The 24,669-nt window shown below is 45.4% G+C and carries 23 protein-coding genes and 1 tRNA gene; 9 read left to right on the plus strand and 15 right to left on the minus strand.

Annotated elements, in window-relative coordinates; all coding sequences use genetic code 11:
- Nucleotides 1-25 precede the first annotated feature (25 nt).
- The 11 genes from guaD to BSQ33_RS21650 form a co-directional block, all read right to left on the minus strand.
- Nucleotides 26-1,321, minus strand: coding sequence for a guanine deaminase (guaD, locus tag BSQ33_RS17110; RefSeq protein ID WP_088134760.1), 1,296 nt, complete (start codon nt 1,319-1,321; stop codon nt 26-28).
- A gap of 9 nt (nt 1,322-1,330) precedes the next feature.
- Nucleotides 1,331-1,654, minus strand: a complete 324-nt coding sequence (gene uraH / locus BSQ33_RS17115) for a hydroxyisourate hydrolase (RefSeq protein ID WP_088134761.1) — start codon at nt 1,652-1,654, stop codon at nt 1,331-1,333.
- A complete protein-coding gene (locus BSQ33_RS17120; protein ID WP_021019246.1) occupies nt 1,651-2,142 on the minus strand; it encodes a 2-oxo-4-hydroxy-4-carboxy-5-ureidoimidazoline decarboxylase in 492 nt (163 codons plus the stop codon). The genes uraH and BSQ33_RS17120 overlap by 4 nt, the downstream gene beginning before the upstream one ends.
- Before the next feature lie 8 nt (nt 2,143-2,150).
- On the minus strand, nt 2,151-3,110 hold the full coding sequence (gene xdhC / locus BSQ33_RS17125; RefSeq protein WP_232472019.1) for a xanthine dehydrogenase accessory protein XdhC: 960 nt from the start codon (nt 3,108-3,110) through the stop codon (nt 2,151-2,153).
- A gap of 2 nt (nt 3,111-3,112) precedes the next feature.
- Nucleotides 3,113-5,581 carry a xanthine dehydrogenase molybdopterin binding subunit gene (xdhB, locus tag BSQ33_RS17130; RefSeq protein ID WP_088134762.1) on the minus strand — a complete coding sequence of 823 codons (2,469 nt, stop codon included), beginning with the start codon at nt 5,579-5,581 and terminating at the stop codon, nt 3,113-3,115.
- Nucleotides 5,574-7,028, minus strand: coding sequence for a xanthine dehydrogenase small subunit (gene xdhA / locus BSQ33_RS17135; RefSeq protein WP_088134763.1), 1,455 nt, complete (start codon nt 7,026-7,028; stop codon nt 5,574-5,576). The genes xdhB and xdhA overlap by 8 nt, the downstream gene beginning before the upstream one ends.
- 94 nt (nt 7,029-7,122) lie before the next feature.
- Complete coding sequence (locus BSQ33_RS17140; protein ID WP_088134764.1) at nt 7,123-8,199, minus strand: BMP family ABC transporter substrate-binding protein; 1,077 nt, start codon at nt 8,197-8,199, stop codon at nt 7,123-7,125.
- 633 nt (nt 8,200-8,832) lie between these two features.
- Nucleotides 8,833-9,765 (minus strand): ABC transporter permease, encoded by a 933-nt coding sequence (locus BSQ33_RS17145; protein ID WP_021019251.1) that lies wholly within the window; start codon nt 9,763-9,765, stop codon nt 8,833-8,835.
- Nucleotides 9,765-10,931 (minus strand): ABC transporter permease, encoded by a 1,167-nt coding sequence (locus tag BSQ33_RS17150; protein WP_021019252.1) that lies wholly within the window; start codon nt 10,929-10,931, stop codon nt 9,765-9,767. The genes BSQ33_RS17145 and BSQ33_RS17150 overlap by 1 nt, the downstream gene beginning before the upstream one ends.
- A complete protein-coding gene (locus BSQ33_RS17155) occupies nt 10,924-12,456 on the minus strand; it encodes an ABC transporter ATP-binding protein (RefSeq protein WP_088134765.1) in 1,533 nt (510 codons plus the stop codon). The genes BSQ33_RS17150 and BSQ33_RS17155 overlap by 8 nt, the downstream gene beginning before the upstream one ends.
- A 58-nt stretch (nt 12,457-12,514) precedes the next feature.
- Nucleotides 12,515-12,688, minus strand: a complete 174-nt coding sequence (locus BSQ33_RS21650) for a hypothetical protein (RefSeq protein ID WP_157721425.1) — start codon at nt 12,686-12,688, stop codon at nt 12,515-12,517.
- Between the two features lie 61 nt (nt 12,689-12,749).
- Here BSQ33_RS21650 and BSQ33_RS17160 point away from each other — a divergent pair, with 61 nt between their 5' ends.
- The 7 genes from BSQ33_RS17160 to modC all read left to right on the plus strand — a co-directional run bounded on the left by BSQ33_RS17160 (nt 12,750) and on the right by modC (nt 20,561).
- Nucleotides 12,750-13,403 carry a TetR/AcrR family transcriptional regulator gene (locus BSQ33_RS17160; RefSeq protein ID WP_088134766.1) on the plus strand — a complete coding sequence of 218 codons (654 nt, stop codon included), beginning with the start codon at nt 12,750-12,752 and terminating at the stop codon, nt 13,401-13,403.
- 304 nt (nt 13,404-13,707) lie between these two features.
- Nucleotides 13,708-15,405, plus strand: coding sequence for a methyl-accepting chemotaxis protein (locus tag BSQ33_RS17165; protein ID WP_088134767.1), 1,698 nt, complete (start codon nt 13,708-13,710; stop codon nt 15,403-15,405).
- Nucleotides 15,406-15,482: 77 nt separating this feature from the next.
- Entirely contained in the window at nt 15,483-16,499 is a 1,017-nt protein-coding gene (locus BSQ33_RS17170; RefSeq protein WP_088134768.1) for an ABC transporter substrate-binding protein, read from the plus strand.
- Entirely contained in the window at nt 16,496-17,797 is a 1,302-nt protein-coding gene (locus BSQ33_RS17175; protein ID WP_088134769.1) for a GGDEF domain-containing protein, read from the plus strand. Before BSQ33_RS17170 ends, BSQ33_RS17175 begins: the two co-directional genes overlap by 4 nt.
- A 253-nt stretch (nt 17,798-18,050) precedes the next feature.
- Entirely contained in the window at nt 18,051-18,782 is a 732-nt protein-coding gene (gene modA, locus BSQ33_RS17180; RefSeq protein WP_088134770.1) for a molybdate ABC transporter substrate-binding protein, read from the plus strand.
- A gap of 20 nt (nt 18,783-18,802) precedes the next feature.
- Complete coding sequence (gene modB, locus BSQ33_RS17185) at nt 18,803-19,477, plus strand: molybdate ABC transporter permease subunit (protein ID WP_021019259.1); 675 nt, start codon at nt 18,803-18,805, stop codon at nt 19,475-19,477.
- 4 nt (nt 19,478-19,481) lie between these two features.
- Entirely contained in the window at nt 19,482-20,561 is a 1,080-nt protein-coding gene (gene modC / locus BSQ33_RS17190) for a molybdenum ABC transporter ATP-binding protein (RefSeq protein WP_088134771.1), read from the plus strand.
- A 74-nt stretch (nt 20,562-20,635) separates the two neighbouring features.
- Here the strand turns inward: modC and BSQ33_RS17195 are convergent, their stop codons facing one another.
- Nucleotides 20,636-20,827, minus strand: a complete 192-nt coding sequence (locus tag BSQ33_RS17195; RefSeq protein WP_021019261.1) for a hypothetical protein — start codon at nt 20,825-20,827, stop codon at nt 20,636-20,638.
- A 247-nt stretch (nt 20,828-21,074) separates the two neighbouring features.
- Here BSQ33_RS17195 and BSQ33_RS17200 point away from each other — a divergent pair.
- Nucleotides 21,075-21,149, plus strand: a tRNA-Gly gene (locus BSQ33_RS17200).
- 53 nt (nt 21,150-21,202) lie between these two features.
- Here BSQ33_RS17200 and BSQ33_RS17205 read toward each other — a convergent pair.
- The 3 genes from BSQ33_RS17205 to BSQ33_RS17215 are packed head-to-tail and all read right to left on the minus strand — an operon-like array spanning nt 21,203 to nt 24,107.
- Nucleotides 21,203-21,340 carry a FeoB-associated Cys-rich membrane protein gene (locus BSQ33_RS17205; RefSeq protein ID WP_021019262.1) on the minus strand — a complete coding sequence of 46 codons (138 nt, stop codon included), beginning with the start codon at nt 21,338-21,340 and terminating at the stop codon, nt 21,203-21,205.
- A gap of 11 nt (nt 21,341-21,351) precedes the next feature.
- On the minus strand, nt 21,352-23,847 hold the full coding sequence (gene feoB, locus BSQ33_RS17210; RefSeq protein ID WP_088134772.1) for a ferrous iron transport protein B: 2,496 nt from the start codon (nt 23,845-23,847) through the stop codon (nt 21,352-21,354).
- 26 nt (nt 23,848-23,873) lie between these two features.
- Nucleotides 23,874-24,107: a FeoA family protein gene (locus BSQ33_RS17215; RefSeq protein WP_085049822.1), complete on the minus strand. Its 234-nt coding sequence runs from the start codon at nt 24,105-24,107 to the stop codon at nt 23,874-23,876.
- Between the two features lie 227 nt (nt 24,108-24,334).
- Here BSQ33_RS17215 and BSQ33_RS17220 point away from each other — a divergent pair, with 227 nt between their 5' ends.
- Nucleotides 24,335-24,646, plus strand: a complete 312-nt coding sequence (locus BSQ33_RS17220; protein WP_021019264.1) for a hypothetical protein — start codon at nt 24,335-24,337, stop codon at nt 24,644-24,646.
- Nucleotides 24,647-24,669 lie beyond the last annotated feature (23 nt).

The following is a 24,669-nucleotide window of genomic DNA, read 5'->3' on the forward strand; positions in this document are numbered from 1 at the left end:
ACTGACGTCCCGAAATTTCCGCAGTCTATGGGCGACAATAAACCTGTCGGCCATTCACGTAGGTCTGCCGGATGACGCGTTCATCGGCCAGCATAATTAAAGCAAACAGCTTCTCTTCTAATGTTTTTGCTTGTGCCATACGTTGTTTTAACATTGGTGTGCCGTTGACATCGAGTTCAATAAAGTCAGCTTCTGTTCCGGGATTTAAATTACCAATCTGGTGATCCAACTGCATTGCGACAGCAGCCCCTTGAGTACATAAGTATAATGATTCAAAAGGGTTGAGGTTTTGGTGCTGTAATTGCAGAATTTTGTAAGCCTCAGCCTGATTCACCAGTAGATTAAGGCTGGTACCGCCCCCGACATCACTGGCAATGGCAACCGGTATCTCATGCTCTTTGACGGTAAAATAGGGGAATAAACCACTGCCGATAAAGAGATTGGAGGTCGGGCAGAAGATTACACTGCTATGGTTGCGAGCCAGTGATTGGTATTCTCTGGGTTCAAGGTGAATCCCGTGGCCGAATAATGCTTTGTCACGCACTAATCCATAACGTTCATAAACATCCAAGTAATCTTGGGCATCCGGGAATAGGTTTTTGACCCAGTGAATTTCGTCGGTATTTTCACTTAAGTGTGTCTGAATGAAAGCATCTGGATGCTCTTGTGCCAACTGTCCTGCTAACGCCAGTTGTTCCGGTGTGCTTGTTGGTGCAAATCGAGGCGTAATCGCGTACAGCGCACGCTCCTGATGATGCCATTTTTCTAGTAACGCTTTACTCTCACGATAGCCTGAATCAGCAGTATCACATAGATTCTCAGGGCTATGGCGATCCATCAACACTTTGCCGCAAATCATTCGGGCCTGATAACTTGCCGCAGCAGTAAAGAATGCATCGACGGATTGAGAATGGACCGTTGCGAAGACACTGGCAGTGGTCGTGCCGTGAGCAAAAAGTTGTTGAAGAAAAGCGTCAGCTTGCAGTGCCGCATAGGAGGCGTCGGCATACTTTGTTTCGACAGGGAATGTATAGTCATTGAGCCATTCGAGGAGCTGGCGACCATAGCTGGCGATCATTTCCATTTGAGGATAGTGAACATGGCTATCAATCATTCCCGGAATCAATAGTCCTGCATGGGTTTCTACTTGTTCAGGGGCAATTTGGTGATGCTGAAAAAAAACATCAGCATCGAGTAGGTCAACAATTTTCCCTTGTTCGATAACGAGAATACCGTCACTCAGATACTGGTAATTTTGTTCAGGACTGTATGTCCTCTTGGGGAAGTGCAAAATCTCGCCCCGGTGAAATGTTTTCTGCATACTTTACTCTTAACTTCCACGATAGGTTGAATAGGCGTAGGGCGAGAGTAGTAATGGAATGTGGTAATGCTTTTGTTCCGTCACATGAAAATGTACATCTATTTGGGGGAAGAATGCCTGACCAAAGGCATTTTCACAATAAGATGCTACATCAAATGAGAGTGTATAGTTGTTGGATGATAAAGTGATATCTTCAAAACGAATACGACCATCGGCATCGGTTGTTGCCGATGCAAGTGGTTTTTCGGTCTGATAACGATACAGCGTCACAGGGACATGGGCAGCAGGCATACCGGAGCCGGTATCGAGAATATGACAACTTAATGTACTCATTGATAAGACTCCATACGCAGGCGACTGATTTTCTGCTGCTCTCTGGCCGCATTCATTAACTCATCGCTGCGATTATTTTTGATTCTTGCCTTTATCTGTTCCAAGACCTGTTCTGCCGAGTGTTGACTCGCACAAATAATAAAAATGAAACCGAATTTTTTTAGATAGGCCTGATTGTAATACAAAAGATCGTGCAGTACAGCTTTTGATGCCTGTTTGATGTTCCCTTGTTCTTGTTCACTAAGATGTTTTCCCTGATTATATTTCTTCTGTAACGTGTCAAGATCACCAATCATCGGATGACCAGCAAATGCCTCCAGCCAGTCAGATTCTGAAAGTTGTGCAAATGCGACATCAGCACTTCGGCACAATGCCGCATAATTGAGGCTCGGCATATCAGCTAGCATAAGTCGTTGCCATGATGTACTGGTACAGATTTGAGCTAATTGAAGCTGACTTAAATGAATCGTTTGCGTTGTAGCGTTCATCTCTTTCCTTATTGATAGGGAGATTTGGACATTTTTTTAAGCAATCCATTGGCTTGTTGCCAGAGTTGTTGTTGCTTGTCTTGAGTTGAATCGGCTGAAGCTGCATTGATATCGGCTTGGCTCTGAACTGGTGCCTCATGTCGTTCAAAAAGCATACTCAGCTGCGCGGCAATCGAAAGTGCCACTTGCATTGGTCGTTTGCCTTTGATATCGGGATGTCCGATTGGGCAGGTTAACTGAGAAACAAGTTCAGGCTGACTTAGCTGTTCTGTGAGCCGATAGGTGAAACGCTGTTTTTTACCTTCTGAGCCAATGAGACCAATATATGGAAAGCACTGTCTTTCCAGAGCCAGCCGGGTTAAGTCATAATCTAAACGATGGTCGTGAGTCATGATCACCAGATGCGTGTGGGGGAGTAACGATGCGATCACGGTTTCAGCGGAGTCAAAGCATTGCGTTGAAATCCCTTGTTCAGTCAGTGGTATCAGCCAGTTTGGGCGAGCATCAAAAACAGTTTCGTGACATTGTAACTTATTGATGATAGGGGCCAGAGCTTGCCCAATATGACCCGCACCAAAAATGGCCACATGTGGTTGTTGCGTATTGAAATATTCAAACAAGACCTGAACCGCTCCGCCACAACACTGTTGCAGATCAGCGGTCAGGCTATATCGTTCGATCGACACTGTCGGATCTTGATTGGGTTGCTGACAGCGACGTTGCAGCTCGGTTCTGGCTGTTTCGATGACTTGATGCTCTAAATTTCCGCCCCCGAGAGAGTCATACTGTCCTTGTGCCGTTATGACCATTTTGGTTCCACAACCGCGTGGCGCTGACCCGACTGTTGCAACAATGGTTGCCAGACAGTAATCGCTGCCTTGTTGGTGCAACATATGACAGGCATCCAACCAGTGCATCGAAGAACACAGAGATGTATAAACGGATGATTGGGATGAATGGACAGTCATCTTTATCCCTCGCTGTCTGCTTCATGGTCTACCATGGTTGACTGCGCATGCTGTGTCAGCCATTGATATTGTTGTTGGCAAGCCATGAGTATTCTTTCGCCTGTGGCTGGGGTGTCCAGATCAGGAATGAACTGATGTTCAGAAATTGCGGCAACAGCATCATAAATCGCACACCAAGTGCTGATTGCATGCATAAAAGGCGGTTCACCGACTGCTTTAGAACGGTAAATACTATGTTCTGGATTGGGAACGTCGTAGAGTTCAATATTCATCTGCTTCGGATAATCACAGATGCTTGGAATTTTATAATTCATCGGACTATGACTAACCAGATGTCCTCGATCATTCCAGACGAGTTCTTCTGTCGTCAGCCAGCCTAATCCCTGAATATACCCCCCTTCAATCTGTCCAATATCAATGGCTGGATTCAAGCTACTGCCAACATCATGCAAGATATCCACTTGCTCGACGGTCATTTCTCCGGTGAGTGTATCGATCATCACCTCCGAGCAGGAAGCACCGATGGCAAAATAGAAAAAGGGACGCCCACAAGCCTGTGATCGGTCATAACCAATTTTAGGGGTACTGTAATAGCCAGTTGCAGACAGGGACACTCGATTTAAATAAGCCTGCTGAATTAAGGTGGCCCATTCAATTTCTGCGGTATCGAGATAGAGTATGCCATCTTTAATCTCAGGTGTAGATTGCGAGGACAGACACTCGTTGTGGTTTACCGCAAAGTCGAGCAGTCGCTCTTTGAGAGTGATGGCCGCGTTATGTGCAGCCATGCCGTTGAGGTCGGCCCCTGAAGAAGCCGCTGTTGGTGAAGTATTCGGTACTTTATCGGTTCTCGTCGATGTTACTAAGATCCAGTCGGTGGGAATGCCGAATGTCTGAGCGACAATTTGTTGGATTTTTGTATGGAGTCCTTGGCCCATTTCAGTCCCCCCATGCGACACCTGCACCGTTCCATCGGTATAAATATGGATGAGCGCACCTGCTTGATTGAGGTGTGTTGCTGTAAAAGAGATACCAAATTTGACTGGCGTCAGCGCTAAGCCTTTTTTGAGCACCGGATGATGTTGGTTCCATGTGTGGATTTCCTGACGTCGCTGACGGTAATCACAAGATGTTTCTAATCGGGTCAATACATCATAAAGTTCAGCGGTTTGTTCGACTTCCATCCCATAAGGTGTGACGGATTTCCCCGAGCGGTACAGATTCTTGAGGCGCAGATCGAGCGGATCTTGCTGTAATGTGATTGCTAAGTCTTGCATCGCTTTTTCAATCACCAGCATTCCTTGTGGTCCGCCAAACCCTCGAAATGCTGTATGTGAGACGGTATCTGTTTTGAGGCGATTGCCAAGGATGCAGGCCTGACCGAGAAAATAAGCGTTGTCGGCATGGAACATCGCGCGATCAACAATGGCATCAGACAAGTCGGCTGAATGACCGCATAATCCATTGACTTCGATATTCGCTGCCAGAATTTCCCCATCGTCAGTTGTCGTTAGTTCATAACGATTAAAAAAGGGATGGCGTTTACCGGTTGTTGACATGTCAATTGCGCGCGGGAGCCTGAATTTAACCGCTTTGTGGGTGAGCTTTGCCCCCAGACTGGCAAGACAAGCCCATGCTGCGGCTTGAGTTTCTTTGCCACCGAATCCACCCCCCATGCGGCGCATATCCACTGTGACATGATTGAAAGGAATATTCAGCACTTCAGCAATTAAATTTTGCACTTCGGTTGGGTGCTGGGTTGATGATCGGATAAAAATGCCGCCGTCCTCAGTCAACTCGGCAAGACTGATTTGTCCCTCCAGATAAAAATGCTCTTGTCCGCCTATCGCCAGCGTACCGCTGATATTTACGGTGTCTGTTGCGGGCTTTAAAAGTGTCTGTCCTTGGTAAGCAGCACCAATGTTTACCGAGTTAATGGGATTCGCTAAAAACGTCTGTCCTTGGTAGACACCCATCTGATGAGGTGGGAGTAAATGAGCCTGTTGTGATGCTTGTTGATACGAGATCACTGGTTCGCTGGTTTCTTCATAGTCAATCAATGCTTTTTGTGCAGCCTGGCAAGCGAGTTGGTGGCTTTCTGCGATGACAAAGGCAATGGGTTGACAAAAATAGCGGATTTCATGCTGACATAACAGCGGATCACCTTTATGAATTGTGCCAATTTCATTATGGCCCGGAATATCGTGATAGGTGATAACACGAATGACTCCCGGAGACTGTTGTACTTCAGACAGATCGAGATGTTTGATGGTGCCTTTGGCGATGGTACTGGTGATCAATGCGCCATGTAAGCAGCCTTGTGGTTCCGGATAATCATCGACAAATAGTGCCTCTCCCGAAACCTGCTTCTCAGCACTTTCATGCTGTAGGGACAGACCGACGACGTCTGATCGATGTTGAGAGGAGTGAGGCTGCTGTGTTGTATAAGGCTGACTGATAAGTTTACGCATGATAAGTCAACCTCGTTTTAATTGGGGGATATCGATGTTCGGGCTGTTCCTGTCGCACTACAATATTTTGATTTTCCAGAAAATAGCGTTGAAGCAGGTTTTGCACCAGATGAATCCGGTATTGCGCCGAACCGCGAATATCGCTCAGTGGATGGATAACTTGAGGAACCCGTGCCTGAACGTCACGGACCAGCGACTGAGTCAAGGGCTGGCCGATGAATGGGGTTTCTAATGCCGTCAGGCGCACCGATTTTTCCGCAACGCCACCGGCTGCGATAATACAGTGACTGATATGTTGATGAACATCAAACGTGAAATTTAAAGCGAGCACAACGGTGGCAATATCGTCCTCATAACGTTTGCTGACTTTATAGATCGCATGGCGTTGCTGTCGGGCTATTTTGGGCAGATAGATGGCACTGATCCATTGATCTGCTTGCAACCGAGTCTGACGATAACCGGTTATATAGTCTTCGGGCGCATATCGAATGCGCTGTTTGCCGTCATCAACCTCAATCAGACCATTTAAGCTGATCAGCAAAGGCGCAATATCACCGATAGGTGAAGCATGGCCGAGGCTGCCGCCTAAAGTGGCGCGATGACGGATGGTTATACTTCCTAAGCGTTCAATTACCTCATCGGTTGACGGGAAATGCTGCTGCATAAACTGATGGACACGATACATCGGGACTGCAGCGCCCAATCGCCAGCCATCACGGGTTTCAGTGATGGTAAGCATATCATCGACTTTGGAAACATCGATCAACAGAGGGAGAGACTGATACCGCTGTGTTACTTCTAAAGAGAGGTCGGTCCCTCCGGCAATTAATTTTGCCGTGGGATGCGTTTGACGTAACTGAGCCAACGCCTGACGAGTCTCCGGCATGAAATAGTGTTCAGACTGGAGTGGTGGGACTTGTGCCATCCAATGTTGGACCGAATGTTGTTCAGCATCAAGGGGATCGGGAGCGTTAGTCTGAACGATATCATGGGCGGCTTGAATAAGCGGTCCGTATCCGGTACAGCGGCAGAGGTTGCCAGCCAGAAAATCAGCGGGGTTCTCTGGTCGGTTGCCCTGTTTTGAAAGCGCATAGAGTGACATCACAAAACCGGGGGTGCAGAACCCACATTGACTACCATGCCGATTGATGACGGCTTGCTGTACCGGGTGAAGTTGTTCCCCTTGTTTCAGATATTCTACGGTAATGATCTGTTTTCCGTGTACCGCATGTAACGGGGTAATGCATGCATTGATCTGACGATAACGCAGCGCTTGGTGTTCGTCTTGGTCAACCATGACCACGGTACATGCGCCACAATCGCCACTGGCACAGCCTTCTTTAGTGCCTTTTAATGCACGGTGTTCTCTGAGATAAGTCAGTAGCATCATATCGGCAGATATTGTAGGAATACTGACGATTTGATTGTTAATCATCACTTCGAGCATGATTTTCCTTCCCTGAAAAAGCTGTCCATTTGGTCAAGTTATGTCGAAGAAAAAACTCACTTCGTGGTGTATGTAGAACGAAGTGAGTTTGTAATTATTTGGGAATGCTGGCGTCAATGCCCTCGACGAACCAATGCATACCGACCAATTCTTTATCTGATACTGTGCTACCGGCTGCAACTTTCAGATGGCCCTGATTGTCTTTTAACGGACCAGCAAACGGAACAATCGCCCCAGATTTGATTTTGTCCTGAGTGTCTTGAATGGCTGTCTTGACATTGGTAGGCAAAGCCGGATTGATAGAGGTGATATGAATGACATCATCTTTGAGTCCTCCCCAGTAATCGGTAGACTTCCAAGTGCCATCCATGACTTCCTGAACGGTTTTAATGTAATAAGGTGCCCAGTAATCTCTCACTGAGAACATATGTGACTTGGGCGCGAAGTGTTGCATATCTGATGATTGTCCAATCCCCATCACTCCACGTTTCTCTGCGGCAATCAGTGGCGCAGGGCTATCCGTATGTTGCAACAGAACATCCACACCTTGATCGATCAATGCATTTGCTGCATCAGATTCTTTGCCGGGATCGTACCAAGTATTGACCCAGACAATTTTAATTTTTACGTCCGGATTGACGCTTTTTGCTCCGAGATAAACCGCATTGATATCTCGAATCACTTCTGGGATCGGGAAGGTCGCAATATAGCCAATGACATTTGATTTGGTTGTCATCCCTGCGGCGACGCCAGAAACATAACGACTTTCATAAGTGCGCAAAGCATAAGTGCCAACATTTTTGCTGCGCTTATAACCTGTGGCGTGTTCGAATACAACTTTAGGAAAACGTTTGGCAACTTTGAGCGTCGGATTCATAAATCCAAAAGAGGTGGTGAAAATAATGTCATTGCCGGCTTTTGCCAATTGAGTAATCACGCGCCCTGCGTCAGCACCTTCAGACACATTCTCAACGAATGTTGTTTTGACCTGACCACCGAAGTGAGCTTCCATTTCCTGGCGAGCCTGATCGTGTTCATAACTCCAGCCATGATCACCAACGGGTCCGACATAAACGAATCCGACTTTAAGGGGGGCTTTGGCAAGGGTAGAAGTGGAAAACAACGCTGACAGCGACAAAGCCGCGACGGACAACCACTGATTCATTTTCATGAAAAACTCCATTTCATCATTTTATTGATTATTGTGATTATTAATTAGGGGCTGTTGACCTTTCGTGATGGTTTTTGCAGCAATTTGTCGTGCATTTAGTCAAGGCAGGTCATGTGAAGTGTAGCGCTCTACATGAACCATGACCTAACGCTGGATAAATGCACGACAAATGCTGCCCAGAGGGTTCATCTGAACGTGTCTTGCTCTTTGTTACGGGTCATTTGCTTAGGATAGCTAAGCGGCATGCCCCGCGCCGCGATCAATACCCGTTCAGATTGAACAAAATTCAACCACGAAAGGTCAACAGCCCCTAGGCATAAACATTTACGGTGAGGGTCTGTATTTATCAAACACGATTTTACCAAACCGTTGAGAAAAGACTGACTTGCAAAAAGCTGACCACATGGCTGTATTTTGACAAAATCAAATTTTTGTATGGTGTCACTTCGTTTGATTATCGATTGAACCGCTGCAAATGAGTTCGCAGCGTATTGACAGCTGAATGAATCGTGGTCAATCTGAGCTAAAAATACCCATAATGGTGCAAGTGCTGCCCCATTATGGGTGATTTGCTGGCGGATCCCATGTGGTAATGAACTGATTTATGGACAAATTGAGCGATGGAAAACTGAGTTATCCATGTAATTTGGGATCAAATGGTTTTCCCAGACTCATTGGTGTCGCTAATTTTTGACGCAATGCATCAGAACTGATCAAGACCATCACAATCACAGTCGCCAGATAGGGAATCATTGCTAATAAATTGGGCGAAATATCAATGCCTAATCCCTGCATCACTAAATGCATGATCGAGCTGCATCCAAATAAGTAGGCGCCGAGCATCAGATAACCAATTCGCCAAGATGCAAAGACGACCAGCGCAAGCGCGATCCATCCTCGGCCTGCGGTCATATTTTCCATCCACATCGGGGTGTAAGCTAACGACATATAAGCGCCGGCAAGTCCGGCCATTGCCCCGCCAAATGCAATGACACCATAGCGAAGCCGAATGACATGGATCCCCAGCGCATTCGCTGCATGTGGATTCTCTCCCACGGCACGAATGGTCAGCCCTAAGCGCGTTCTATGCATGATCCACCAAGTCAGACCAACAATCAGAAAGCTGAGATAGACCAATAAATCGTGCTGAAACAGGATCGGGCCGATAAAGGGGAGCTGGCTGAGGCCGGGAATGGCAATCTCCTGAAATCCTTCAATCGTATTCCCCACCAATTGACTGCCGAGAAATGCGCTCAGACCGGTCCCGAAAATCGTCAGGGCTAAGCCGGTGGCGACCTGATTGGTATTCAGGGTCTGAGTCAGTATGGCAAATAACAGGGCCATCATGGTGCCGGCAAACATTGCAATGAGTAATCCCAAACCGAGGCTACCAGTGAAATAGGCACCGGCAAATCCAGCCATTGCCCCCATGAGCATCATGCCTTCTTGGCCGAGATTCAGTACGCCTGATTTTTCACAGACTAACTCCCCCAGCGCAATGAGCAGTAATGGGGTGCCTGTTTTTAAAGCCGCAATTAATATTTGTTGGATAAAAAGTATGTCCATTAAGCCGCTCCGTTATCATTTTTCTGGTGGCTGGTTTGAGAGGGAACCGTCTCATTTGAGAGCGCGAGAGCGGGTGTGATTGCAGAAGCGGTCGTTGTGACGGTAGATCTTTTTCTGCGGACTTTGATTTGGTAATGGATCAGGAAATCACATGCGAGCAGTGAAAACAGCAGAATCCCTTGAAAGAGACCGGTGACTGCGGTCGGCAGACCCAACTCGATCTGGGCGAGATCGCTCCCCATGTATAAAGCGCCCATAAAGAAAGATGACACAATAATTCCGATCGGATTGAGTCTGCCCAGATAGGCGACAATAATCGCAGCATAGCCATATCCGGGAGAGACGGAAGGGATCAGCTGCCCAATCGGACCGGTCACTTCAGCAGCACCCGCGAATCCGGCTAATGCACCGGCAAATAGCATGACGCCCCAGACAATTTTATTCCGGTTAAATCCGGCATATTGCGCAGCGGAGGCATCCTCACCAAAGACACGGATCTTAAATCCCGGTAATGTTTTGAACAGAAGGATTGCGGTGATGATGGCAATCACAATGGCAGCAATAATACTGACCGATGCGCGTCCGCTGTCAAACAAGAGTGGTAGCATGACACCGTCAGGGAAGATGATTGATTCAGGGAAGCCAAAACCATCGGGGTCGCTCAGTGGACCATGAACAGCCCAAAGCAGAACATACAGACCAATATAGTTGAGCATAATCGTGGTCAGAATAATATTGGTATGAAACAGACGGTTGAGTAATGTGGGGATTGCAGACCAACACATGCCCGCGATCATGCCAGCCAGTAAGACGAGCCCTAACGTGGCCACACCCGCATCTTCACTGGCATGAACCGCGACAGCACTACTGGCGACAGCACCGATTAGCAGTTGTCCTTCTGCACCAATATTCCAGATATTTGCCCGATAGCAGACAGCCAGACCAACGGCACAGAGTAGTAAAGGCGTGGCTTTCACCATCAGCTCACCAAGGTTGTAGCTGTCACTGAAAGGTTGGAGTAAAAAGACGTTGAAAGCTTTAACCGGGCTGACATGCAGCCAGAATAACATCAGGCTGGAAAGCAGTAATGTCAGTGAAATCGCAATGAGCGGCGAAAACCACGCCATCATGCGTGAACTTTCGACGCGGGGTTGAACTTTAAGCATTGACAGGCTCCTCATCCTTTAAAAAACCGCCAGCAATCCATTGTCCGATTTGTTCAATATTGGTTTCACCGGTTTTGACGATTGGAGACACTTGTCCTTCATAAATGGCCGCAAGACGATCACTAATGACGAACAGTTCATCGATATCTTCTGAGATGACAATAATGGCCGCACCAGCATCTCTTAAAGCGATCAATTGACGATGAATGGCACTGGCAGCACCGATATCAACGCCCCATGTCGGGTGGGCGCAAATCAAAATGCTGGGTTGTTGATGGACTTCACGGCCGATAATGAATTTTTGTAGGTTCCCTCCGGAGAGACTCTTGGCCTGAGCTTGTTCATTACGGCACTTCACCTGATTGTCTCGGATCAACTTGCGGGCGAGGGCTTGCATCATTTTTTGCTGAATAAAGCCGAAACGGGTCAGTTCAGCGGTATGTGTCAGTAGGGTATTCTCTTCCAGCGTCATATCCGGTACCGCGCCTTGGCCTAAACGGTTAGTCGGTACATATGCCATGCCGAGGGTGCGTCTGGCACCTGCATCTAAATGTCCGACAGGCTGACCATGAAAGAAAATGCTCTCTTTCGGTGTGCGGTGATCTTCTCCGCTTAACGCTTCTAATAAATCTTCCTGACCATTTCCTGCCACACCGGCAATACCGAGAATCTCGCCACTGTGCATCGACAGGTTGACATCCGTCAGGCCACAGCCAAACGGATGGGTTGGTGATAACGTCAGTTTATTGGTCTGTAACAGTGTCTGTCCCCCCAACGATTTTGGATAGCTTTCTGAGAGTTCAGCTTCGCTACCGACCATCATTCGGGCAATTGAATTTGGGGTTTCTTGCGCCGGAATACACGCCCCGGTGACTTTGCCACCACGAAGGATCACCGCTCGATCACATAGGGCCGTGACTTCTTTGAGTTTGTGGCTGATAAATAAAATACTACAGCCTTCACTGGCCAACTTACGTAGTACACGAAATAATCCGGCGACTTCCTGAGGAGTCAGCACGGATGTGGGTTCATCAAGAATGAGTAAGCGAATATCCTGAATGAGGCAGCGTAATATCTCCAATCGCTGACGTTCACCGATACTAAGATGATGGACATAGCGATCCGGATCAACTTGTAGATCGTAACGTTGACTGATTTCCAGCACTTTCTGTTTCAAATTATTAATTTTAAGGAGAAATTCCCGGTCCAGACCTAGCTCGATATTTTCCAATACTGTCAGCGTTTCAAACACAGAGAAGTGTTGGAAAACCATGCCGATTCCCATCGTTCTGGCTTGATTGGGAGAATGAATTTCAACTTCATGATTATCCCATAAAATCGCGCCTTCGCTGGGACGTGTGACACCATATATCATTTTGACCAGAGTTGATTTGCCTGCACCATTTTCACCTAATAAAGCTAAAATTTCGCCTGCGTGCAGCTTCAGATTTACCTGATCATTGGCCACAACCCCCGGAAAAAACTTACTGACATTCCAGAGTTCCAAGAGTGGTATTTTTGTCATATTCAATGTATTCCCTTCAACATATCAGCAGGCGTAATGCAAAAAGCTGACCAACTGTTCAGTTATTAATGACTTTATTATCAATATGGTGAATAATATGTAGATAGTGTTTTCGGTTGGAATCGCTGAAAGAGAAAAGTGTCTGTCCCTGTAATGATTTCTGTCTTGGTAACGGTGTCTGTCCTTGTAACTTCTCGTAACGACGTAATGGCGGGAAAAACTTGACAGCCATGACGAGAATCAGGAATAACGGTCCAACTCAATCAATACCTCAATAAGGGACGCTGCTTCATATGAAACAAATGTCGTCGCGTAAAGCTCCGACTGGTGCGATTCGTCAGCGCAATGAAGCGCTGATTCTTCAGGCTGCTGCGGATGAATTTGTCAAACATGGTTATAAAGGCACATCAGTTCAGGCTATTGCTGATCGGGTTCATTTGCCGAAGGCGAATATTCTTTATTACTTTCGTTCCAAAAAGGGTCTGTATTTGGCCGTGTTGGAAGATATTCTCAATCTATGGAATCAAGGGTTCTCTGAAGCTGCTCTAGAGCAACCGCCAGATGAAGTGATTGAACGTTATATCCAAGGGAAAATGCGTTACAGCCGCACCCATCCGAAGGAGTCAAAAATTTTTGCGCTGGAGTTGATCAATGGTGCACAACACATCCAGAACGCCATGCAACTACCGATGGTGAAGTGGACGGAAAAAACGGCCACGATTATCCAAATTTGGATTGAACGTGGTTTAATTCGCCCAATTGAACCGTTGTATCTGTTATTTATGATTTGGGGAACGACACAATTTTATGCCGATTGTGATACAGAAATAACCCTGATTAAGAAGCGTCCGCTCAATGATCAAGAGTTTGACGACGCCACGCAATTTGTTGTCGATATGGTCTTACGCGGACTGGGGCTTCGGGTTGATAAAATCATATCTATTTAATTTGATGATGTTTGATATATGCGTAACTTGACTGCCGTGATTGAATTTCTCTCGGATAAAGCGCCCGGAAGCAAAATCGTTCTTATAAGACCATTTTTATATTTTTGAGTGATATTACGGATTGTTTTTTCAGGCTTTAAGTAGAGATGCCAGCCTGTTTTATGCTCTATGGCCAAAAAAATCTGAGCAATTACGCAATAGCCCTATACACTTAAATTAAATATGTGAGTTTTGACGTGGTTGTATAGCGTGTATATGAATATGTCATGGCTCATGAGTATAAAACTACAGTTGGCCGGATTTTATGATGCAATGGATAAAGAATCAGTCTATTACTGTCAAGATGGTCTTTCTTGTTGGGACAATGCTCATACTGACCATTATTCTTTCCTCTTTTAGTCTGTTTAAGATGAATCGAGTGGCTGAAGAGGTGAAAGGAATTGCCCACGAACATATCCCTCTGATTCAACTCGTCAGCGATGCCACTGTAAAACAGTTACAAAGTGCATTAATTGTTGAGAAAGCACTGCGAGCTGCGAAGTTTACGATAGATGTTGATGCAGAAGAGTTACACCGCCTACAACAGAACTTTGGCCTTGTTTCGCAGACGTTTGATCAGGAAATTCTGCAAGCACAGTCAAATCTGAAAGAGATGTTGCAAGAGCATCAGGGGGGAATGCTTGAGAAAGAGCAACGACTATTGCAGCACTTAAATGCTGTGATTGCCCACCACCAGCGCTATGAAGAGTCTGCTGTAGAGATCCTCCAAGCGGTTGCGGAGCGTAAAACGAGTCAAACATTATCTGAACAAGCGCAGCAACTGGAAGCGCAGCAAACAGCTCAGAACCATGAGCTTAGCGCTCTTTTAGCCGAAGTTGAAAAGCTCACTGAATCATCGCTGATGCAAACCGAGCTCGAAGAGCAACAGGCTATATGGGGGATGGTTTTATTAGTGGCGATCTCATTGTCGATTGGCTTACTGATAGGTTTATTTATCAGTCGTCAATTAGTTCATTCCTTGTCTTATGCTTGTACGGTTGCTGAGCAGATGGCTCAAGGCAACTTTGCTCTTGATGTTCAGGTGGATCGTCGTGATGAAGTCGGGCGCTTATTAAGCGCGATGCAGATGATGTCGAATGCATTGGGCAATATTGTGTCATCAGTGATGAATAGTAGCGATTCGATTGCGACCTCGGTGGTTGAGTTGGCGACTGTTGCCAGTGGTAACCGACAATCGGTCGATGAGCAGCAGCAGAATACCGAACAGGTGGCAAGTGCCATGACTGAAATGGCTGCGACAATTACGCAAGTAGCAGCCAATGCCGAAGGTGCTTCCTCATCCAGTCAGCGAGCGGAAGCCTATGTGAAAGATGGGTGCAGGATGATTGAAGAAACCAGTCATCTTGCGGAGAATTTGGTTGAAAGTGCGGCAAACTCACAGGCTTTGATCACTAATTTACAATCCGGCACAACAAAGATTCAGGATTTTGTGTCTGTCGTGAATGCCATTGCTGAACAGACTAATTTATTGGCTTTGAATGCGTCGATTGAAGCCGCGAGAGCCGGTGAACAAGGGCGGGGTTTTGCTGTTGTTGCCGATGAGGTCCGAGTGTTGGCTGCCCGCAGTCAGGAAGCGACTCAAGAGATTGACTCATTAATTGAATCATTGGTGAGCAACACTGACTCGGCAGTCGGTGCAATTCAGGTCAGTAGTGAGCAAATTGGTCAGTCTTCAGTATTGATTCAGGATATCAGGCAACAAATGAATCTGATTGATCAGGCACTTATCGAATTGAACGAGGCGAATGTTCAGATTGCGACGGCGAGTGAACAACAGTCGGTTGCGGCAGAGCAGATCAGTCGTAGCATGGTTCATATCAGAGATTCCGGACAATCTGTGTTGATGAGTACGGATGAAACAAAACAAGCCAGTGAAGATCTATCGGTGCAGGCATCTGATTTACGTTATCTCATGTCTCAGTTTCAGGTTAAGCCAGGGTAACTGGATTGGTTATTGATAGTATAATCATTTGGTTCTAGGCCTTCATACAGATGTGGAGTCATATGGATAATGGATAGATGAGCATTCGTTTTACTTTTCTCAGATGGGTTGGATTGCTGATGATACTGGCAGTTGGCTTTTCTATATTTTTATTTTGGGTGCATAAACAACCGTCTGTGATGATCCCTGAGTCGAAAGATCATATTCTCATTGCTGTTTCTCAGACGCCATTGTCTTCGCCATTACTGGTTGCAAAGCAGTTAGGGATATTCGCCAAATATGGATTAGATGTCGCGTTGGTTCCTTGTTATGGCGGCGTTGCCTGTATTCATGAACTCTTTTCCGGAACAGTAGATTATGCTACGTCTTCTGAGTCCGTGGTGATGTTTGAAAGCTTTAAGCGTAAAGATTTTATGGTTCTGAGTAGTTTTGTTGAGTCGGACCATGACGTGAAACTGTTGTCATTGCAACGTACTGGTATTCGTCAAATGAGTGACTTGATTGGTAAAACTGTGGGGGTGGTGAAAGCGAGTGCTTCTGAGTTTTATCTGGATGCATTGCTATTGGTTAATAACCTCAGCCATGATCAAGTTAAGAAAGTTTACTTAAAGCCACAAGCGCTAAACCCGGCGTTGTTTGCAGGACAGGTTGAGGCGATATCTGTGTGGGAGCCGTATGGTTATCAGGCGACCTCACAATCAGTGACACCTCTGGTTGATTTAAGTGTGACTGGTGTATATCAACTCTCATTCAATCTGTTAATGATGCGCACGTCCTATATTCAAAAACAAGAAACCCATCAACGTTTGTTACAAGCACTGGCAGATACGATTGATTGGATTCACCAACATCCCGAATCGTCCCGGAGCATCGTTAGCAAGGTACTTTCTGTCAAGAAAATTCAGTTGGAAAGTTCTTGGAAGGACTATGTTTTCCGGCTTTCGTTAGGGAATGCATTGTTGTCTAATTTGCAGTTGCAGGCACGTTGGGCTATTGATAGCGGTATCGTCAATGGTCCGTTGCCGGATTACCGCAAGATGCTTGCGTCAGAAATGTTAGAACGGTTACAAGATCAGCAGGGCGTTTTACCATGATCCGTTCAATATCTCGAAAACTACTGTTGCTATTGATCACGACCTTACTGTTGTTTGGGTTGATTATTTTTTCGCTCTGGAGTTTAGCCCAAGAGCAAGCCCAGACTCGGAATAATTTAGAGTCCATTATGCAGATTCAGTTGAGTATTGATTCGTTGCGGAGTCAGCTGTGGGGATTCTTGCAGTATGAAGACACCGATATGTTGAAACAGGTTTCTATGGCACAGAAAAAACTATCGGAAGAATTAGAGCAGTTTGCTCATTCCGACCGCTATACCAAAAATATGATCCGGATGAATGAGAATTTATCGGTCTTGATTGCTCAAGAGATAGCGTTTGGCCAGACGGCTATGACAAGAGATGGAAAAATGTCTGGTCGGGATTTACTACATGCCCGGTATAACATGCTGGTGCAGAATATGACGGAAAACTTACTCGACTTGCAAAGAAAAACATTAAATCAAAGTCGTGAAAATCAACAGATTACGCTGTTACTGACAGCCGCGAATCTATTGATCTTTTCTGCGTTTGTCTGGATCTTCGCTTTGCAAATTTATCGGCACTTCCAATATGGCTTCAAGGCTTTGAAACATGGTTTTCATGAATTAGCGCAAGGTAAATTGAGCAGTCAGATCGAGACAAGCCATCTAGACTCAGAGTTTGTGTCACTGGCGGGATTATTTCACCAGATGAAAAGCGCACTGAGAAAGACAATGGTGTCCCGGGATGATTTGCAAACGGAAGTTCATCGACAAACTGAAGAGTTAAAAGCGCAAAAAGAGCGTCTGCTCTTTCTGTCTGAACATGATTATCTGACCGGATTGTTGAATCGCCGTGCTTTTGAGGAGCGTCTGGAGCGAGCTTTAATCAAAGCAAATCGCTCTGGAGCGAAAGTCGTGGTCTTGTTTTTAGATTTGGATAAATTCAAACAGATAAATGATAATTACGGACATGAAATTGGTGATGAATTAATCCGCAGCATTGGTGAACGAATTCATCATCATATCGAAATCTCTGATTTTGCCGGACGTATTGGTGGCGATGAGTTTGTGATTTGTTTGGATTTTCTGGAAAATACCGATTGTATCGAGACCCGAATCAAGCGCTTGTCAGAAGAGATATCTCAACCACTTTCGGTGAACGACGTACAAATTTCTATTGGTGTCAGTATCGGGATGAGTTGTTTTCCGGATGATGCATCCAATAAACAAGGATTACTCTCTCATGCGGATAAATCTATGTATGATGTCAAATATGGCAAGCGTGTCGAAGGCTTAGATATATCAGATGCGGTTTGAGCCCGAGGGGCTTTTCTTATTTCTTCCTCTATTCTTCTCAGATTTTTCAATCCATCCTTTTGGCTCATACCAGAGATTATGATTCCTGCCGACATTTTCCTTGAATGACACCGATTGAAGACACTCTGAATCCTGCATCTTGAGGTTACTTGGGTATAAAACTTCATCTTAGGGCGACTTGGGTATATTCTGATTCGATTGATGAATATTCAATAGGTTGAATCATCGTCACCTGTCGATTAAGGATATAAGTATGAAAGTTCGTTTCATCGTATTGATGAGTGGATTATTATTGAGTGCGTCTTGTTGGTCAGCCAACGCTTTATTTGCGGTTGCGAATAACTTTTATCGGCCAATGAAAGCGCTGAGTCAGGATTTTGAATCACAGTTTCCTCATCATATCGAAATTTCAACCGGGGCGACCGGGCAGTTATATGTTCAAATTACGCAGGGCGCTCCGTTTGATCTGTTTTTTGCAGCGGATACAGCCCGCCCGACCAAATTGGTTCAGGCTCGGCAGGCGAGTGATCAATTTACGTATGCGCGAGGGACGCTCGTTTTGTGGTCAGCACAGCCAAAGATTGCAGTGAAAGATCTCTTACTGAGCGGGAAGTATACCCATCTCGCGATGGCAAACCCCCAATTAGCTCCGTATGGTCTTGCTGCGCAGCAGGTTCTTGAAAAAATGGGACTATATACGAAAATTCAGGATAAAATTGTCCAAGGTAAGGGACTAAATCCCACATTCCAGTTTGTTGTCACCGGCAATGCAGCGCTGGGATTTGTGGCGAAATCTCAGGTTTATCAGAATGATCATTATCAATCCGGTTCTTACTGGGAGGTCCCGCGTGAAGATTATGCTCAAATCCGGCAAGATGCGGTGGTGCTACCTGCCGGAAAGACCAATGAGGCTGCGCAGGCATTTCTGCATTACCTGAAGACGGACAGCGCACAGCGTATCATCCAGAGTTATGGATATCGGTAAAGTGAAATAAAGGTAAATGGATGGAAATTGACAGCGTCGTTGTGCTGACAACCTTAAAATTAGCCGGGGTCGTCACTTTTAGTTTGTTGGTGCTTGGAATCCCGGTTGCATGGTGGTTATGTGTTTCTAAATGCCGCTATAAAGGCGTCGTTGAGGCGGTTTGCTCTTTGCCGATGGTATTACCACCGACGGTGCTGGGGTTTTATCTGTTACTTCTTTTTTCGCCTCAAGGCATGATTGGTCAGCTATTGCAACAACTCCACCTTGGACAATTACCCTTTTCTTTTACTGGGATTGCGATTGCTTGTACCATCCATTCTTTTCCATTTGTCCTACAACCTTTGAAAAATGCATTTCTTGCGATAGGACAATTACCGATTGAAGTCGCGGCAACACTCAGAGCTTCTCCGTGGGATCGTTTCCGTTCTGTGATTTTACCGTTGGCCTGGCCGGGGATTTTCTCGGCGGCCATTATGGGATTTTGTCATTCACTGGGCGAGTTCGGGGTTGTCTTGATGATTGGTGGCAATATCCCGGGCAAAACTCGGGTGATGTCGGTTGAAATCTACAACTACGTTGAAGCGCTTGAATTCGGTAAAGCGCATTTACTTGCCGGCAGTTTGGTTGGCTTCTCTTTTATCGCTTTGTTAGTGATGTATTGGTTGAATCATCGCTATCGTTATTCGGAGAGGTGAGTCTTTGAGTTCTATTCATGCGGCATTTGCCATTACTTATCCTGATTTCTCTTTAGCGGTTGATTTAACATTACCCGCCTCTGGTATCACAGTGTTATTCGGCCCCTCCGGTTCTGGAAAAACGACGTGTCTGCGAGCGATTGCCGGGTTAGTGAATCCAGCGCAAGGGAGACTACAGGTCGGTGATGAGGTTTGGCAGTGTTCTGAGCAAGGGATCTTTCTTCCGACACATCGGCGTGATATTGGCTATGTTTTTCAGGAAGCCGGATTATTTCCCCATTTATCTGTTCAGCAGAATCTGGAATACGGTTATCGACGGATCCCAGCCAGTAAACGGCGGATCTCCGTGGACAGTATTTGTCGTTTTATCGGTGTGAGTCATCTGTTGGATCGTTCGGTTCATCAACTCTCCGGGGGAGAGAAACAACGAATTGCGATTGCGCGCGCATTGCTGACTTGTCCCAAATTGTTATTGATGGATGAGCCGTTATCGGCACTGGATGTCAAACTCAAATCCGAGATTCTACCGTATTTGGAAAAAATTCATCAGGAGCTGTCCATTCCGGTGATTTATGTAACACATTCGGTTCGAGAGCTGGCTCGTTTAGCCGATCATGTCGTGTTGTTTCAAAACGGACGGGTTGTTGTCAGTGATCAGGCAGAGGTTGTGATGTCCGACCCTTGTCATCAGGATATATTTGGTGAGGAGTTGGGGAGTATTTTTGATACACGCGTGGTTGACCATCATTCGGATCGGATCACACAGCTGAATAGTGACGGTGTCACAATTTGGGCGCCCGGGCACATTGGAGAGAAAGGTCAATTGTACCGCTGCCGAGTGCTGGCTTCTGATGTCAGTATTGCGCTGTATGAGCCGGAGCAAACCACTATGCTGAATCGACTGCCGGCTGTGATTATGGATATTGACCATCGTAAAGAGCAGCAAGGGCAGGTGGTTGTGGTATTGGCATTGTCCAGTCACCATCGGTTGCTGGCACAAATTACGTTGAGGTCAGCCTCTGAATTAGGGCTCTCGACGGGTATGTCCGTATGGGCGCAGATCAAGTCTGTGGCATTATCCTGACAGACGTACATCAATATGCCCAAATAGCATTAGGCTATTTGGGCATATGTTTATCAAAGTCGATCCCTTTGCCATTAACGCCAGTCTTCATCCAAGAAGTCTTTGCCTTCCAGTGCATATGGGCCTTCGTCATTCATTGAATGATCGACAATACCCTGTAAATGTTCTAATTGTTGTTCCAGATGATTGATGGTTTGGTAATCACCTTCGGAGCAAGCAACATAGATCTGCTGCTCAAGTGATTCAATACGATCGCGAATGTTCATATTGCACCTCCTACTATCGATGATGGTGTTTATCACTATGGTACTCAGTGTTAGTGTAGTCAAAAGAGCGGGGAGCGGAAACTTTTGCGGTCTGACCAGTGCTATCGATTAAAATCACTATTTTTATGGTTATTTGGTAAGCGATTGATATTGATTTGCTGATGAAGTGTACAAACAGACGGTATTTAGACAAAAAGCGCTTTTCTTTTTTTCTAGTTGTGGCATCTTATCGACCTCAAGCCGATATGCGGGCATCGTATAATGGCTATTACCTCAGCCTTCCAAGCTGATGATGCGGGTTCGATTCCCGCTGCCCGCTCCAAGCTTTTCTTTCTCTCTTGTTCAATCTCCCTAATCATTTCAAAATGAAACGCCTCATTTACATGAACCATCACATCCACCGCCACATTTGCCTTTTTTCTTAAAAATTCTTACGTAGAGGTAATACGCAGCACCTGCAATACATAAGCCCAGTATCGCAATATCCCAAAAACTATATGACTGTTCAACCATGACATGTGCTCCTAAATATTCTTGATTTTTATCTCATCAGGTAAGCGTTTGCGTATTAAATGGTCTTTAAAGCCGAGTAATAGCAATAAGAATAATCCAGTAAAGTATGCAGCAGTCATCGCTTGAATACCTGATAGATTAAACACCGTACCTATCGTAAAGACTGTACTAGCGACGGCAAAACCGAGAGTTGTTGGCAATACAATGGATAACAACATCCATTTATATTCACCGGTTTGTACTTTAATCATCATAACTGTCGCAAGGCATGGCGGGTAAAGTATAAAGAAAAGGATAAGTGCAACTGCTGTGATTTCACCATGCTGACTTAAGCCATCGGCACTTTCCATTCTTTGCTCTAATTTTTCGTTGCTATCCTCATCTTGCTGAAAAAGCACACCCAGTGTGGCGACACTGCTTTCGCGAGCTGCGAAAGAAGAAAATAGCGCAACGTTAATTTTCCAATCAAAGCCTGCAAACTGGGTGACTGGTTCTATTGAGCGCCCAAAACTCCCTAAAAGTGATGCTTCAAGACGTCTCTCTTTCATCTCTCGGCGTATTTTTTTGCGTTCGGATGTCAGTTTTCGTAATGCACGTGATACAACTTTTGCGCCTTTATCACCTTTTGGTGGTGCGATTAGCACGTAGAAATCAGGATTACGTTTTTCAAAGTCCACATTGACACGTTTAGACTCTTCCGCCCCAGAAGCGTTAAGTTTTGCACGTTTGAAGTCAGTGTAGTAATTCACGAGAGAGGGTAGGTTTTCTTCATTTATAGATTCTGCGTAATCGGTCTTAGCGATGCTACGCTCAAATTTTTGTATCGCTTGATTAGCAGCATCATGAAAAGCTTGTTTTTCACCGTCTGGTACCCCAGGGAACTGAAGTAATACGAAAATAATAGTTGAAACAGCCAGAACGATAGTTCCCACCTTTTTTACGTAAATCCAAGTTCTTTCTATGGAACGGGTCACCACACTACGTGCGGTGGGTAAATTATAACGTGGTAGTTCCATGACAAAGGGGGCGGTTTCTGTTTTTCGTAGAACAGTTTTGGTTAGCAATTTCGCAACCAATAAAGCACTAATAATACTGATGGTCGAGATATAAAGCGTCATGAGCGCTTTGTCTTCTACAAAGAAGATGCCCAGTAACAGAGTATAGAGCGGAATTTTCGCTAAACAGTTCATGTATGGAACCGTCAGGATGGTTGCTAACCTTGCTCTGTTATCCGGAATTCCCTTCGTCGCCATAACGCCAGGAACCGCACAGCCTCCAGCGAATACACCCGCCAAAATCATCGGTAAAGTACTTTGCCCGTGAAGGCCAAACTTATGCAGAACCCGGTCAGAAATGAAGGCAATACGTGCCATGTATCCAGAGTCTTCAAGAATGGCGATTAACGCAAACAGAATGATAAAGATAGGGATATAGTTTAAAAGCGTATTGGCTGAGTCCACCATCCATAAACCTAAAGCGCGAACATAAGGGTCATAAAGGAAGCCCGCATCTGGCAGAATACCCGCTATGATTTCTCGCAGTGAAGCCAGATAGGGCCACCAGTAGTTGGTCAGTTCATAGCCGTAGACAATGGAACATTGATAAATGATAAAAACGGTTGCAACTAAGAATAACGGAGCCCCAATCTTGTTCAGAACGACTCGATCAATTCTTTGGCTCATCGATGGCTTGGCAGAATGGCTCTCAAATATTACCGATGCATCAATGAGCTGTTTTACGGCTTTTTGTCTTTGAGCAACGATATAATCACTAACGGTCATTGCAAGTTCTTCTGATAAATCAACCAGTTTAGCGTCAAGATCGTTTTTAAAGATCTCAAATGAAGTGCTATCGGTGTTGTTTGCCAAAAGGTTCAGGACTTCACTATCTTTTTCCAACAACTTTAGAGCTGCCCAACGTAAAGATGGTAATTCCGATAGCGATAGTTGTTCTATAAATTGGCCGATGGAATCTAGCGTCGATTCGATTTTAGGATATGAGACGGAATAATTTGTTTTCTTCGCTTGTCCCAGCACCGATTTTATTGACTTGGTTCCCTGATTGACACGGCCCACACAAGAAATCACGGGAATATCCAGCGCGTTAGATAGTGCATCTTGGTCTATTTTTACTTTCTCTGCCGCAGCGACATCCATCATATTGAGTACCAGTACTAATGGCTGCTCTAGCTCGATTAATTGCAGCGTTAAGTGCAAGGATCGCTGAATGTTTGAAGCGTCCATTACATTCAATACAACGTCGGCTTTCTCTTCTAACAGAGCTTTTCTTGCGACACGCTCCTCAAGAGAGAAGCTCGTTAAGCTATACGTCCCTGGTAAATCTATAAGTTGATATTTTTCATTCTCATGAGAAAAATAGCCCGCTTTTTTATCTACAGTAACACCGGGGTAATTGGCAACGTGCTGCTTTGCGCCGGTAAGCATGTTAAATATTGTCGATTTACCCGCATTTTGTTGCCCAGCCAGAAGAACTTTTTTATGAGTCATATCTTTTTCCTACTTCGCTTCCGTGCTTACGAGTGTGTTTCAACAGTAATTAAATCCGCTTCACTTTTTCTCACGACTACGCTGGTAATCCCTACGCGTATTTCTATTGGATCTCCCAAAGGTGCTTTACGAATGAACACTATCTCCATATGAGGTAGTAGCCCTAGGTCTAACAAGCGTTGACGAGTCGCACCTTTTGACTGATGGGAGACAATCGTCGCTTTGTTTCCTACGGGAACTTCTGAAAGTAAGGTACGCATAAATGGTGAAACCTAAAATGAGAAACAGTTGGCAACAGTTTAAGAGGCATAACTCGCATTGGAAATAAGCTTAGTCATAAGTTTAAGTGAGTGTTGACATGGATCAATAGAAATACAAATAAGAATGATTATCACTATTAATTGAGGATCTTCTGAAGTAACTTAATGGCTATTGTACGCAACGTAATCACATGTTGTTGTTTAAATGCTCATTACTTGGAGGCTCAATGAACAAAGTAAAACTCACGGTTTTTCTAGCCGCTTTTATTCCAGCACTCTCATTTGCTCACACCCCACTTTGCTCATGCTATGACATGGGAGATGGAACGGTACTTTGTGAGGGCGGTTTCTCTGACGGTTCATCGGCCGCGGGTGTGAAAATGTCAGTATTGGACGCTAATGGTGCTGAACTTATTAGCAGCAAAATGAGTGAAGATGGCGAATTTGAATTTGAAAAACCATCTGGTCAGTACTCGGTGCTATTTAATGCTGGCCCTGGCCACAAGATTGAAGTTGATAGCAAAGATATTGTCGAATAGTTAATTAATCTATAAGTAAGGAC

The sequence above is a fragment of the Vibrio gazogenes genome, assembly GCF_002196515.1.
Lineage (GTDB): Bacteria > Pseudomonadota > Gammaproteobacteria > Enterobacterales > Vibrionaceae > Vibrio > Vibrio gazogenes_A.